This is a genomic window from Mycolicibacterium sp. TUM20985 (assembly GCF_030295745.1).
In the GTDB taxonomy this organism is placed as follows: Bacteria; Actinomycetota; Actinomycetes; order Mycobacteriales; family Mycobacteriaceae; genus Mycobacterium.
Genome location: NZ_AP027291.1, coordinates 3,608,820 through 3,622,619, shown reverse-complemented (window position 1 = coordinate 3,622,619; position 13,800 = coordinate 3,608,820). Strand labels below are relative to the sequence as shown.

14 protein-coding genes are annotated in these 13,800 nt (G+C 67.9%); 12 read left to right on the top strand and 2 right to left on the bottom strand.

Annotated elements, in window-relative coordinates; genetic code table 11:
• Positions 1-10: 10 nt before the first annotated feature.
• Entirely contained in the window at positions 11-1,072 is a 1,062-nt protein-coding gene (locus QUE68_RS17805; RefSeq protein ID WP_284227438.1) for an AraC family transcriptional regulator, read from the bottom strand.
• Positions 1,073-1,276: 204 nt separating this feature from the next.
• On the opposite strand from QUE68_RS17805, the gene QUE68_RS17800 reads away from it, so the two are divergent.
• The 9 genes from QUE68_RS17800 to QUE68_RS17760 all read left to right on the top strand — a co-directional run bounded on the left by QUE68_RS17800 (position 1,277) and on the right by QUE68_RS17760 (position 9,891).
• The gene (locus QUE68_RS17800) at positions 1,277-1,825 is read left to right on the top strand and encodes a helical membrane plugin domain-containing protein (protein ID WP_284227437.1); all 549 of its coding nucleotides are present in this window, start codon (positions 1,277-1,279) and stop codon (positions 1,823-1,825) included.
• A 69-nt stretch (positions 1,826-1,894) separates the two neighbouring features.
• Positions 1,895-2,860, top strand: a complete 966-nt coding sequence (locus QUE68_RS17795; protein ID WP_284227436.1) for an NADH-quinone oxidoreductase subunit B family protein — start codon at positions 1,895-1,897, stop codon at positions 2,858-2,860.
• A gap of 53 nt (positions 2,861-2,913) precedes the next feature.
• Entirely contained in the window at positions 2,914-4,524 is a 1,611-nt protein-coding gene (locus QUE68_RS17790) for a nickel-dependent hydrogenase large subunit (RefSeq protein ID WP_284227435.1), read from the top strand.
• A gap of 8 nt (positions 4,525-4,532) precedes the next feature.
• Positions 4,533-5,348, top strand: a complete 816-nt coding sequence (locus QUE68_RS17785) for a hydrogenase maturation protease (RefSeq protein ID WP_284227433.1) — start codon at positions 4,533-4,535, stop codon at positions 5,346-5,348.
• Between the two features lie 91 nt (positions 5,349-5,439).
• Positions 5,440-5,700, top strand: coding sequence for a hypothetical protein (locus QUE68_RS17780; RefSeq protein WP_284227432.1), 261 nt, complete (start codon positions 5,440-5,442; stop codon positions 5,698-5,700).
• Between the two features lie 13 nt (positions 5,701-5,713).
• Positions 5,714-6,961, top strand: a complete 1,248-nt coding sequence (locus QUE68_RS17775) for a tetratricopeptide repeat protein (protein WP_284227431.1) — start codon at positions 5,714-5,716, stop codon at positions 6,959-6,961.
• 86 nt (positions 6,962-7,047) lie between these two features.
• On the top strand, positions 7,048-7,866 hold the full coding sequence (locus tag QUE68_RS17770; RefSeq protein ID WP_284231040.1) for a NifU family protein: 819 nt from the start codon (positions 7,048-7,050) through the stop codon (positions 7,864-7,866).
• 10 nt (positions 7,867-7,876) lie between these two features.
• Positions 7,877-9,058, top strand: coding sequence for an NHL repeat-containing protein (locus tag QUE68_RS17765; RefSeq protein ID WP_454786274.1), 1,182 nt, complete (start codon positions 7,877-7,879; stop codon positions 9,056-9,058).
• Entirely contained in the window at positions 9,055-9,891 is an 837-nt protein-coding gene (locus tag QUE68_RS17760) for a hypothetical protein (protein WP_284227430.1), read from the top strand. Before QUE68_RS17765 ends, QUE68_RS17760 begins: the two co-directional genes overlap by 4 nt.
• Here the strand turns inward: QUE68_RS17760 and QUE68_RS17755 are convergent.
• Positions 9,888-11,549: a serine hydrolase domain-containing protein gene (locus tag QUE68_RS17755; RefSeq protein ID WP_284227429.1), complete on the bottom strand. Its 1,662-nt coding sequence runs from the start codon at positions 11,547-11,549 to the stop codon at positions 9,888-9,890. The genes QUE68_RS17760 and QUE68_RS17755 overlap by 4 nt on opposite strands.
• Positions 11,550-11,698: 149 nt before the next feature.
• Here QUE68_RS17755 and dapB point away from each other — a divergent pair, with 149 nt between their 5' ends.
• Genes dapB through QUE68_RS17740 form a run of 3 tightly spaced genes read left to right on the top strand, consistent with a single transcriptional unit; the run spans position 11,699 to position 13,358 of the window.
• Complete coding sequence (gene dapB / locus QUE68_RS17750; RefSeq protein ID WP_284227428.1) at positions 11,699-12,433, top strand: 4-hydroxy-tetrahydrodipicolinate reductase; 735 nt, start codon at positions 11,699-11,701, stop codon at positions 12,431-12,433.
• 50 nt (positions 12,434-12,483) lie between these two features.
• Positions 12,484-12,906, top strand: coding sequence for a hypothetical protein (locus QUE68_RS17745; protein ID WP_284231034.1), 423 nt, complete (start codon positions 12,484-12,486; stop codon positions 12,904-12,906).
• Positions 12,903-13,358 (top strand): flavodoxin family protein, encoded by a 456-nt coding sequence (locus QUE68_RS17740; RefSeq protein ID WP_454786273.1) that lies wholly within the window; start codon positions 12,903-12,905, stop codon positions 13,356-13,358. The genes QUE68_RS17745 and QUE68_RS17740 overlap by 4 nt, the downstream gene beginning before the upstream one ends.
• Positions 13,359-13,800 lie beyond the last annotated feature (442 nt).

Sequence of the window (13,800 nt, the reverse complement as noted above, 5' to 3'; positions counted from 1 at the left end):
TCTCGGCGGACTAGCGACGCAGCGTCTGCGACGGTGATTCGTCCCAGCGCCTGCGGTACTCGGCGCCGAAGCTGCCCAGGTGGTGGAAACCCCAGCGCTCGGCCACCGCCGTCACGGTGACGCCGTCGCCGGGTGCGGCGTCCATGAGCTCTTCGTGCACTCGCTCCAGGCGGCGCTCCCGCAGATAGGTCATGGGCGTCATGCCGAGTTGTTCGTGGAATCCCTGTTGCACGGCGCGCACGCTCATGTGCACGGCATCGGCCACCGAACTCATGGTGATGTGCTCGGCGAGGTGGTCGTCGAGGTAGTCGATCGCCGCCTGGACCACCGCGCCGCGCTTGTCCGCGCGGTGCGGCGAGGTGAACTCCGCGACGTAGTTGGACGGCTGCAGGTGCAGCAAACTACTCATGACGAGGTCTTCGACGGCACCGATGCCCTGCCCGCGACGCACCAGTGAACCGGCGTGGAACACCTCGGTGTGGATGAGCTGCACGGCCGCGTGCCAGCGCATGGCGGCCTCGGAGGTCAGGTCGAATTCGGGCTCGAATGCCAAGGGATGCTGGAGGCTACGGCCCATCACGCGAGTGAGGTAGGCGACCATCACCGGCTCCTCGATGCGGATGACCAGCTGCGGGGAGTCCATGTCGAGCTGCATCGTCAGCGATTCGCCGGGACTGCTCACCAGCGAACAGATGCTGTTGGCTTCGAACGTCGTCCCGCGGTGGCTGGCGAGCGCGCTGCCGTTCATCGGCATGTGCACGGCGAAGTACTTGCCGTGGTGCGGGATGTCGATCGAGGCCGGGACGTGGAGGTCGAAGTACAACATGCTGACATTTCGTAGCCGCACGCCGTGCATGCCGGCGGCGAACCCGGCGAGATGCTCCTCGGCGACGTGGAGCGTCATGGGCGACAGCGCCCGACCCATCAGCTTCGACGCTTCGCGAACATTCTCGCTGTAGAACACCTCGTTGCTGGTGAGCGCCGGTGGCACCCCCCGCGATCTGACCCTGCGGCGCACTGGGACTTCGGTGTGCCGGACGTCGATGAAGCCGAGGCGACTCAGGCGCGACATGACGGATGCCCGACGACGGCGGCTCTCATGAGCCCAGGCTCACCTAAGGAATCGATGACGTCCATGCCCGTTCGGCCCAATCTCGCTGCGCACCAGCGCATTGAAGTGTGCGCAATCCTGACAGTATCTGCGCGATAGCGATAGGCGCAGCCAGTTCGGCGGGCTAGCTTGTGAGCAGGGCCACATTGGATACACGGAGGCGCTATGACAGCAAATGGACAGGCGCTGAAACCGTCACCGGCCGACCAGATTCGCGCGAAGCTCGACGATCCGCGAGTGGCCGAGTCACTGAACGATCTCCTCGAACACGCCGATCTGCTGGCGGTCCTGGTGTCGGGTCTCGACGGCCTGGTGCGGCGCAGCGACACGATTGGTGACAACCTCACGTCGGCGATCGGTGAGTTCAAGGGGCGGGGCGGTGGGACGACCCAGTCGATCCCCGGTATCGACTCCCTGAAATCAGTCGATCTGGCCGGGCTTGCGGCGAGTTTCGCCACGCTGTCGGACAAGGTCGTCGGTGCGACGCCCGCACTCAACACCCTCCTGGAGTCCCGCCTCACCGATCCCCAGGCCGTCGAGGTGTTGGCCCAGCTCGGGGATGCGCTCGTCGAGGCCAAGACGGCGGCGGCCAGCCACCCCAACGGTCCCAAGGGTCTGTTCGGAATCCTCAAGGCCGCCAAGGATCCCGACGTGGCCCGCGGCGTCGGCTTCCTCCTCCAGGTGGCCAAGGCCTTCGGCAGACAGCTCAGATAGACGTCAGCTCAACATGATTGATCGGGTTCACCCCAGGCGCCGGTAACGACGCCGCCGAAAGGAGTTCGCATGGCTTCGGTTCTGTGGTTTCAGGGAGGCGCGTGCAGTGGTAACACCATGTCGTTCCTCAATGCCGAGGAACCCAACGTCGTCGACCTGATCGTCGACTTCGGGCTGGACCTCATCTGGCATCCCTCGCTCGGACTCGAGCTGGGCAAGAACGCCCAGAAGGTGTTCAACGACTGCGCGAGTGGCGAACGGCCACTTGACATCTTCGTGTTCGAGGGCACCGTGATGGAAGCCTATGACGGCCGCGCCGACATGTTCGCGGACCGTCCGATGAAGGACTGGGTCACCGAGCTGGCTGCCGCCGCGCAGATCGTCGTCGCCATCGGTGACTGCGCCTGCTGGGGTGGCATTCCGGCGATGGAGCCGAATCCGTCGGGTTCCACCGGTCTGCAGTTCCACAAGCGTGGCAAGGGCGGTTTCCTCGGGGCGGACTTCAAGTCGAAGATGGGACTGCCGGTCATCAACATCCCCGGCTGCCCCGCGCACCCGGACTGGATCACCCAGATCCTGGTGGCGCTGGCCACCGGCCGCGCCGGCGACCTGACCCTCGACGAACTGCACCGGCCCGAGACGTTCTTCAAGACGTTCACCCAAACCGGTTGCACCCGTGTGCAATTCTTCGAGTACAAGCAGTCGACGATGTCGTTCGGCGAGGGTACCCGCACCGGTTGCCTGTTCTACGAGTTCGGCTGCCGTGGCCCGATGACGCACTCGCCGTGCAACCGGATCCTCTGGAACCGACAGTCCTCCAAGACCCGCGCCGGCATGCCCTGCCTGGGCTGCACCGAACCGGAGTTCCCGCACTTCGATCTGGCCCCCGGAACGGTGTTCAAGACCCAGAAGGTCGCGGGCGTCATCCCGAAGGAAGTTCCGGAGGGCACCGACCACCTGACCTACATGGCCCACGCCGCCGCAGCCCGCATCGCCGCCCCGCAGTGGTCCAAGGAAGACATGTTCGTGGTCTAGCCGTGCCCAGACACCGCTTGCCACACCAATCGACCCATCGGAAGGACCACACAATGACAGCACTCGACCTCTACGTCAGCCCCCTCGGGCGAGTCGAGGGTGACCTGGACGTTCGAGTCACCATCGAGGACGGCATCGTCACCTCCGCCTGGACCGAGGCCGCCATGTTTCGCGGCTTCGAGATCATCCTGCGCGGCAAGGATCCTCAGGCCGGGCTCGTCGTGTGTCCGCGCATCTGCGGCATCTGCGGCGGCAGCCACCTCTACAAGTCCGCGTATGCGCTCGACACGGCCTGGGCGACGCACATGCCGCCAAATGCCACGCTGATCCGCAACATCTGCCAGGCGGCCGAGACCCTGCAGTCGATTCCGCGCTACTTCTATGCGCTGTTCGCCATCGACCTGACCAACAAGAACTACGCGAAGTCACCCCTGTACGCCGAGGCGGTCCGCCGGTTCGCCCCCTACGTGGGCACCAGTTATCAACCGGGCGTTGTGCTTTCCGGCAAACCGGTCGAGGTGTACGCGATCTTCGGTGGCCAGTGGCCGCACTCCAGCTTCATGGTTCCCGGTGGCGTCATGTGCGCCCCGACGCTGTCGGACGTCACGCGTTCCATCGCGATCCTCGAGCACTGGAAGGACGCGTGGCTGGAGGGACAGTGGCTGGGCTGCAGTGTCGACCGCTGGCTGGAGGTCAAGACCTGGGAGGACATGCTCGCCTGGGTCGACGAGAACGAGTCGCAGTACAACAGCGACTGCGGCTTCTTCATCCGCTACTGCCTCGACGTCGGTCTGGACAAGTACGGCCAGGGCGTCGGCAACTACCTCGCCATGGGCACCTACTTCGACCCCACCCTGTACGAGAACCCGACCATCGAAGGCCGCAGTGCCGCGCTGATCGGCCGCTCCGGGATCTACGCGAACGGCTCCTGGCACGACTTCGACCAGGCCAAGGTTCGGGAGGACGTCACGCACTCCTTCTACGAGGGCAGCCAACCCCTGCACCCCTTCGACGGCGAGACCATCCCGATCGATCCCGAGGCCGGTCGCAAGCAGGGCAAGTACAGCTGGGCGAAGTCGCCGCGCTATGACATCGGCGGCGGGCTGGGCAACGTTCCGCTGGAGGCCGGCCCCCTGGCCAGGCGGATGGCGGCGGGAGGACCGAACGCGTCCGCACACCAGGACGACGACCCGCTGTTCCCCAACCTGCTCTCCTCGATCGGCCCCAGCGTGTTCGTCCGGCAGATGGCCAGGATGCACGAGGCGCCGAAGTACTACAAGTGGGCGCGTCAGTGGCTCGACGAACTGGATCTGAAGGAGAGCTTCTACACCAAGCCGACCGAGCACGCCGAAGGGAAGGGCTTCGGTGCGACCGAGGCCGCGCGCGGCGCGCTGGCGGACTGGATCGTCATCGAGAACTCGAAGATCAAGAACTACCAGGTGGTTACGCCGACGGCATGGAACATCGGGCCGCGGGACGGTTCGGAGGTGCTCGGTCCCATCGAGCAGGCACTCGTCGGGTCGCCGATCGTGGATGCCGAGGACCCGGTCGAGCTGGGGCACGTGGCCCGCAGCTTCGACTCCTGCCTGGTGTGCACCGTGCACGCCTACGACGGCAAGACCGGAAAAGAGCTGTCCAAGTTCGTCATCAACGGAATGGTGTGATCCCTGCCTTGAATCAGCAACCGGACGAGGTCGATCTCGAACCACCCGGCTGCAAGGTGCTGGTCGTCGGATGTGGAAATCTGCTGCGCGGAGACGACGGCGTCGGCCCCGTCCTGGTGCGTCACCTCTGGGAGCTCGGCGTGCCGGACGGCGCCCAGATGGTCGATGGCGGCACCGCGGGGATGGACACCGCGTTCCGGATGCGCGGCGCCGAACGCGTCGTGATCGTCGACGCGGCGGCGACGGGTTCCGCCCCGGGCACGGTGTACCGCGTCCCGGGGGAGGAGTTCGCCGAGCTGCCGCCGCTGCAGGGTCTGCACACCCATGCGTTCCGATGGGACCACGCCATCGCCTTCGCGCGATGGGCCCTGGGCGACGCCTGTCCCACCGACATCACGGTGTTCCTCATCGAGGTCGCCGGTGTCGAGTACGGAGCCGAGCTGTCCGAGCCGGTGACGACCGGGATGGGCACCGTCATCGACGTCATCGAGCGGGACTTCCTGGCTCCGTTGCGACCCGCGAAGGCCACCGAGGTGACCGTGGAGTTCACCGGTGACGGGTACCTCCGACTGGACGCCGCCCTGGCCGCGAGCCGGTTCGCCTCCGACGCCGTGGCCGCCGTCGTGCAGGACGACGACTTCCTGTTGATTCCGCTGCGCGGTCCCCGCAGCGGCGGTCTGCTGCTCAAGCAGCGCAATCCGGCCGGTGACCGTAGTGCGCTCATCCACGAGGTGCTCTACGGGCGCATTCCCGTCGGTGTCCAGCGTGCCTTCTGGGATGAAGAGCGCGGCGCGCTGCGGGTGCCGCTGAGGCCGGTGACGTGATCCTCGCCACGATTCGCGCGGGGAGGCCCGTGTTCGGGCCGAATTTTCGGGAATCCTTCGACCATGAACACGAAGATCCGGGCGGTCGCCCATGTCTAACCCCGAGCGCCTACCGACCGGTCGGCCACCGACCGTGATCCCCGCCAAGACTTCCGCCGAAGAGGCCCACGCCGTCGAGACCGTGGTCGTCGAGGAGCGTGGCCAGTTCGCCGTCGACATCGTCGTGGTCTTCGCCGACGGCGTGGTGCGCAAGCGGATCGATACCCATCGCACGCGCCGACGGGCCGAACTGGCCGCCGGCTTGATCAAACGGGCCGCCGAACGTGACGTGCGCGGGAGACTGACAGGATGAAAATGGGAGGGCCGTGACCGAAACCGCGATCGTCGAGACCTCGGCGAAACTCGCCGTACGTCCACAACCGTTGGGCGCCTTCGGCCTTCCCCTCGGTTACCTGCTCATCCCCGCCGGTGACGACACCGAACCGGCTCGTCTTGCGCTGCTGGCCGGGTGCATACCCGAGCAGTGGCCGCCGCGGCTCGCGGCCCACCGGCACGCGGTGGCCGGCGATCGCGACGCCGCGCTGGCGGCTCTCGAGGGGCACGATCCGGTCACCCGCTACAACCGCTTCGTGCTGAACTCCGACCTCGAGGACGCCGACGAGCTCCGGTCGGTCCTCGGCGAGTTCGCGCCCCTGGTCGACCTGGTGTCCTTCGCGCTCGGGCGCGTCGATCAGCCGCCCGAGGTCGGCGACACCGTCGACGAGTTGGCGGCCGTCCTGCTCGGCGGCGTCGCCAGCCACGCGCTGGGCCACGACCCCGCCGCGGCCGTGGCTCTCCTCGATTCGGCAGTGCAGGCCGCACAAGGGGTCTCGCGCCCGCTGGCCGGCGTGCTGCTGGGCGCGTCGGCGTCCGTCTGCCTCGAGATGGGTGATCCCGGCGACGCGCACGAGCGCATCGAGAAGGCCCTGCGACTGCTCACCGACGCCGACGGCCTGCGCGTCGAACGCGCCGAGCTGCACCTGACCGCCGCCGGCCTGCTGCACGAACAGTCACACGACAATCCCGGTTTCATCGCGCAGGCCATCCCGCACTATCACTCGGCCCTGCAGCTGGTTCGACGCGAGGACGCACCGCTGCTGTGGGCGTCCGCGCATGCCAACCTGGCGACCGCGTATCTGACCATGCCGATGGTCGAGGCGTCCGGGCAGCTGCGGCTGGGTGTCGCGGCGCAGTCGTTGCGGTCGGCGTTGACCGTCTACACCCGCGAAGAGCATCCCGAACAGTGGGCGAGTGTTCAACTGAACCTTGCCAATTCGCTCGTCTACACCCCGTCGAAGCATCAGGCCGACAACCTGGTCGAGGCCGTGGAACTCTACGAGGCCGTCCTCGAGGCGCGCCACCGCGACACCGATCCGCTGGGGCGGGCGCGCGTGCTGGCGAACCAGGGCAACGTGCTGGCGCACCTAGGGGCGTTCAGGGACGCGAAGGCGAAGCTCTACGAGGCGCGCTCGCTATTCGAGGAGCTGGGCGACGACGACTCGGTGCGCGCCGTACGCGGTGTGCTCGACGAAGTCGCCCGGCAGACGACGCTGAATCGGACCGACACGCCGTGACCGCCATCGCCGACCAAGCGAACTCCACCGCGCCGCGCGGTGACGAGCCGGAATTCGAGAAGCTCGCCAAGCGAGTGGACGAGGCGATGCGCGCACTCGCGGGGCTGGACCCCATGTCGCGGGCCATCGCCGAGGAGGTCAAGGCGTCCGTCGAGGCGGTGCACCGCGCCGGGCTGGTGTCGATCGTGCGACGGCTGAAGGCCGACGATGCCACGCGCGAGGCGTTGTTCGAACTCGTCGACGATCCAGTGGTGCACCTTCTGCTGTCCCTGCACGAGATCGTCCGGCCCGATCCGATGACGCTGGCCAATCGCGTGTTGACCGAGGTGCGTCCGCAACTGCAGAGCCACGGTGGTGACGTCGCCTTGGTGCGCATCGAGGACGGCACGGCGTTCGTGCGGCTCGAGGGAGCCTGCAACGGCTGCTCGATGTCATCGGTCACCTTGCGCAATCTGGTGGAGGGCGCCTTGACCGAGGGCGTTCCCGGCGTCACCGCCGTCGAGGTGCTGCCCAATGAGCCCTCGCCGACGCTGATCCCCCTCGAGGCGTTGCGGATCGGCCGCGATCCCGCGCAGGAGGGGTGGGTCAAGCTGGGTCCGACGACCGGCGTTCCGGTCGGGGAGATCACCTCGGCGGGGCTCACCGCGGGCACCGGCGAGTTCGTCGAGGTCATCGTCGTCAACGTCGAACAGCGTCTGACCGCCTACCGCAACGAATGTGCCCACGAGGCACTGCCTTTGGACAACGCCATGCTCGACGTCTCCAATGGCACGCTGACCTGTCCCTGGCACGGTTTCTGCTACGACGCGACGTCCGGTGAGTGCCTCACGGCGCCGGGCGCCCAGCTGGAGCAGCTACCCCTTCGCGTCGACGGCGGCGACGTCTGGGTCCGAGTCGTGTCGTGAGCGTTGCGTGGTGAGCCGATACACCGTCCGCATGAACGTCGGTGGGCGACCGGCCAGGGTGGACGTCGCGCCCGAGGTCGACCTCAGCGGCGGCTGGGCTCCGGAGCTGTGGCTGGGTGCGCCCGCCCCGGGCGGTCTGGCGCTGCCGCCCGCCAGCCCGACGATGGCCTGGATGTATTCGCCGCGCGGGGTCTTCCTCGGTGAGAACCACGTCGTGGTGGCCGATTCGGGAAACCACCGGGTGCTCATCTGGCATGGCCTGCCCACGGTCGACGAGCAGCCCGCCGACGTCGTCCTCGGTCAGGCGGACGGCACGACCGAAGGCCGGGCCGCGGACGGGCGAGGCCCCGAGCGGGGGATGAACCTGCCGACGGGGGTGCTGGTCCACGAGGGCCGGCTGATCGTCGCCGACGCCTGGCATCACCGCATCCTGGTGTGGGACGAGGTACCCCTGCTCAACGACACACCGCCGGATCACGTTCTTGGTCAACCTGATTCGAGTAGCGTGCTGCCGAACCAGGGCGGGGAGTGTTCGGCGTCGACGTTCTACTGGCCGTTCGGGATCGCCATGGTCGGGTCCCGCTTCTGGGTCGCCGACACCGGCAATCGCCGGGTGCTCGGTTGGCACGGTGGGCTCCCAACCCCGGGCCGCCCCGCCGACGTCGTGCTCGGTCAGCCCGATGCGACGCAGCGCGAGGAGAACCGCGGTGGAGACGCCGGTCCGGCCAGTTTCCGCTGGCCGCATGACATCACGGGCCGCGACGATCTGCTACTGGTCGCCGACGCCGGTGACCACCGCATCCTGGGGTGGTCGCCGCACCCGGACGCCGACCGGCCCGCGGACGTGGTGATCGGGCAGGCGGACTTCACGTCGTCCGCCGAATGGCCCTACGGACCGCACACCGGTGACCGGTTCCGCTTTCCGTACGCCGTCGGCCTCGACGCGGATCGCCTGGCCGTCGCGGACACCGCGAACAACCGCATCCTGCTGTGGAATGACGTCCCCGTCGATGGCCGTCCGGCGGATTACGTGCTGGCGCAACCGGACTTCGGTGCCAACGGCGAGAATCGATGGACGTCGGTGCAGCGGGACACGTTGTGCTGGCCGTACGGCATCTCCCTGCATAGTGACCGATTGGCCGTGTCGGACTCCGGAAACAACCGGGTCATCATCTGGCGGCGGCAGTCATGAGGCCGAGGATCGTCCAGACGGATGGGCAGATCGGGTTCTACTGGGCCACCCCAACGGGCGCGCCGACGACGCTGGTGGCCCTCGTCGGCGAGGACGACGAACCCGACCGGTTGGTGGCCACTCACCTCGAGGCGATCGACGATTCGCTGATCATCGCCGCGGAGCGGTTCGGTCAGATCCTTGGCGGCGGGCGGCGACCCGCCGCCGAGGAACGCGAGGACCTGCTGAACCTGCACCGCACGCTGGACCGGCTGTGCGTCGACTATGCGATGGCGCTCGAACGCACCGGCCTGGTCGCCGACCTGAGGGCGGGCAAGATCGTGGGCACCGCGGCGTTGTTCTCCATCCTGGCGCGTGAGCCGCTCGGGCTGCTGGGTCCGGCGCCGTTCGACGGTGAGCTCGACGACCCGGCGATCGGCGTCATCGGCGGGTTCGGCGAGATGCAGCAGATCAATCCCGCCGAACCGTGGCGGGGCGGTCGCTGGGTCGTCAGAACCGAAGCGGGACAGCGCTTTCCGTTGACACTGTCGATGCTGCTCTTCGACAGCTCGGGGGTGAACAAGGAGGCGTCGCGCAAGGAGCACCTCGAGGCGCTGCGGTCGGTGATCACCGCCGCGCGGACCGCGGGGGCGGATCCGATGGCCGTCACCTGCGCACTCGACTGGCTGCTCTATGACTGGCTGATGGCCCACCGCGACGGCCCCGACAGCGCCGAGATCGTGTTCCCGAAGGGGTACGAGGCGGACGCAGGCGTCATCGTCGCGGCCGCCGCGGCGTCGGTGACCGCCAGGGCTACCTTCGATCCGGGCCTGGTGGGGCGGACGGTTCGCTAGCTGGGCTTCGCCCGCGGAACCAGCCGCAGCCCGGCGTTGACCCAGCCGACGTCGCCGGAGCGGTTTCGCACGAAGGGGGTGAGCCCTTCGCCGGCCTTGACCGCATCCTTCGCGACGAACTCGACCGTCACCGGTGCCGTCGCTGGCAGCGGGCTGATCGCGGGCAGCATCGCGTTTGGCGTCGGGATGGTGCTCGGCAGCGCGGTGAGTTCGTCGCCGCGAACGGCGAAGTCGATGACGGTGCCGGGGTCCGCGAATCGTCCTGCATACTGGCCTAGTTCGGCTGCGGGCACCTTTATCACCGGCGCGCCCATCGGCGCCATCATCGCGCGCGACAGTCCGACCTTCCCGGTCAGCGGCGCGAGGCCGGGATAAGCCCGCATCGCCGCGTCGATGGTGGCGAGTTCGGTGGCCACTGCGCCGCTCAAGCTGTTGGTGAGCAGGACCAGGGCGAACCGCTGCTCGGGGATGGCGATGAACACCGTGTGCTGGCCGAGGGTATCGCCGTTGTGGATGATGGCGTCGAACCCGCCAACGTTCTGCACGAACCAGTTGCGCCCGATGCTCACCGGCAGGCCCGGCACCCCCATCACAGGCTCCTGCATGCGCTTTCGGGTCTGCGGTGACAGAAGGGTCGGTCCGGCGTCGAGGGGTTCCCCGAGGTGTATCCGGGCGTAGCGCAGGACGTCGCGGGTAGTCGACCAGAGGTTGCCGGCCGGGTCGACGCTGCGGGGCAGCCACAAGGGTGTCTGCACGGCAACGCCGTCGACCCCGTTGATCTCCCCGGCATAGTGGCCGTCGGCGTGCGGGCGCTGCAGCACTCTCGACGGGTCGAAGGTGCTCGCTCTCAGCCCCACCGGACCGAGCACCAGGTCGTCCATGGCTGCGCGGTAGGTCTTGCCGGTGACGACCTCGATGATTCGACCGAGAAGGATGAATCCTGCGTTGTTGTAGGAGAAGAACTCTCCCAGCGGAAAGATCTGTGGGAGTTGCGGCAGTCGTTCCGCGACGAAGCGGGCGATCGCGTCGTCGCCTTCGCCGGTATAGGTACCCTCGTCACCCCACCAGCCTGCGGAGTGATCGAGCAGGTTGCCGACCGTCACGGCCGAGGCCGTGGCGGCATCCGCCAGTCGCAGCTCGGGAAGGTAGGTGCGTACCGGCGCGTCGACGGCGACGGTGCCCGCTTCGATCAGGCGCCAGATCGCGGTGGCGGTGTACGTCTTGGTGAGCGAGCCGATCTGGAACAGCGTGTCGGGTCCGACGGGCACGGAGGTGTTGACGCTGGAGAGCCCGAAGGTCGCGTGCTCTTCTCGGTCGCCGGACAGGATGCCGAGTGCGCTGCCGGGCACCCGGTTGGTGCGCATCGCCTCGACGAGTGTGTCCACCACGGCCCGGAACTCCGCCGACGCGTCGGGCGCTACCGCAGTGGGCAGCGACAGGCCCTCACCGGGCGTGACCGCAGTCAGCGTCGGGGCGGGTGTTCCCATGCCGTCCGCCTGCGGTGTGCTCGCGGGGGAGTCATGGCGTTGCGGCAGCATCACCGCGACGGCGACGGCGCCGCCGGCAATGGCCCCGCCGGCTGCTGCGAGGGCTTGTCGCCGTGAGACGCGCGACCGTCCCCGCGGCGGGACTGGCTCGGCACCGTCGCCAACGGTCATGGCAGGACGTTGCTGTCGTGGATCAAAGGCATTGCACCTCAATGGTTCCTGCGCGGCGATCGTCGCGCTCGAGTCCGCGAGGGACGCTACCAGGATGGCGTCGGTGCAGGCCCGAATCGGCGCATTCCGGTACCTACTAGGCTGCCACCATGCGAGTGGGAGTCCTGGGCGCCAAGGGCAAGGTCGGCGCGACGATCGTCGACGCCGTCGAAGCGGCCGACGACCTGGCCTTCACGACGGGTGTCGACGCGGGCGATCCACTGACGCTATTCACCGACAGTCAGACCGAGGTCGTCGTCGACTTCACCCACCCCGACGTCGTCATGGACAACCTGCGGTTCCTGATCGAGGCGGGCATCAACGCCGTGGTGGGCACCACCGGCTTCACCGACGAACGAATCGCCCGCGTCAGATCCTGGCTCGCCGAGAAGCCCGACGTCGCCGTGCTCATCGCACCCAACTTCGCCATCGGCGCGGTGCTGTCGATGGAGTTCGCCAGGCAGGCCGCCCGGTTCTTCGAGTCCGCGGAGGTGATCGAACTGCACCACCCGCACAAGGCCGACGCGCCGTCGGGGACGGCGACCCGCACCGCCAGGCTGATCGCCGAGGCGCGCAAGGGCCTGCCGCCCAGCCCCGATGCCACCAGCACCGGCCTCGACGGCGCCCGGGGGGCCGACGTCGACGGGGTGCGCGTGCACTCGATCCGCTTGGCGGGCCTCGTCGCGCACCAGGAAGTCCTGTTCGGGACGATGGGGGAGACGCTGACCATTCGGCACGACAGCCTCGATCGAACGTCCTTCGTGCCAGGCGTCCTGCTCGGCGTGCGCAACGTGGCCGCCCATCCCGGGCTGACGATCGGGATCGAACCCCTCATGGGTTTGTGAAGGAGAACGAAGGGGCGCGGGCCCTGCGCATCCAACTGCTGATCGCCTTCATGTGCGTGGCGATGGTCGTGTACTTCGTTCTGCTGGGCCGGGCCGGCGTCATCCTGATGTCGTCCGGGCGACCTGCCGCCATCGGGCTGGGCATCGCCATCTTCCTCCTGCCGGTGATCGGCCTGTGGGCGATGATCGCTACGCTCCGTGCGGGTTTCGCCCATCAGCGACTGGCCCGGCTCGCACGTGAGCAGGGCATGGACCTCGACGTCAGCGCGTTGCCGCGGCGACCGTCGGGTCGCATCGAGCGCGAGGCCGCCGACCAACTCTTCGACGCGGTGCGCGCCGAGGCCGAGGAACACCCGGACGATTGGCGCCAGTGGTACCGGCTGGCTCGCGCCTACGACTACGCAGGTGACCGCGGCCGAGCCAGGGAGACGATGCGCAAGGCCGTCGCGATGCAGGAGGAGCAGCGATCGTGAGCAAGATGCTGCTGATCGTGCACCACACGCCCTCCCCGCATTGCCAGGAGATGTTCGAGGCGGTCCTGGCCGGCGCGACCGACCCCGAGATCACCGGCGTGAAAGTCGTTCGGCGAGCAGCACTCTCGGTATCACCAAGCGACATGCTGGAGGCAGACGGCTACCTCCTCGGCACGCCGGCGAACCTGGGCTACATGAGCGGCGCGCTCAAGCACGCGTTCGACGTCTGCTACTACCCGTGTCTCGACACCACCCGCGGGCGTCCGTTCGGGCTGTACCTCCACGGCAACGAGGGCGCCGAGGGAGCCGAGCGAGGCGTCACCGCCATCACCACCGGACTCGGCTGGGAGAAGGCGACCGAGTACGTCGTGGTGTCCGGCAAGCCGTCGAAGGTCGACCTCGAGGCGTGCTGGAACCTGGGCGCGACCGTCGCGGCACTCCTGATGGAATGACGTGGACGCCAGCTGGCCAACCACCGGCGATGGAACCCAAGCGGAGACGGCCGAGTTGTCAGACGAGCGCGACGGCCCTGAGGCCGGCAGTGGCCACCCCCGGTTAGCACCCGGGCAACCGGCCGTGGCGGGCCAGCCAAGAGCGGCGCCGATTCGGGGGCAATTCGCTACCCGTAAGCGTGGTGTGCGGATCCTGAGAATACGTCCGCAACTTCGCTTAGCATCATGCTGTCGGGTCGATGCTCTGGGTTTCGCTGCGTCATCCCGTCGGAGCAAAGAGCTCCCAACCGGAGGACAGGGATAGATCATGATGGCAAAACGAATAGCTACTACGGTCGCGATGGCAGCCGTCTTAGTCAGCGCCACAGCGACTTTCAGCACGCCCGTCGCATCAGCCGACACACTGGGCAACGGCTTGACCGTGTCCTGTAGTCCGGACAGC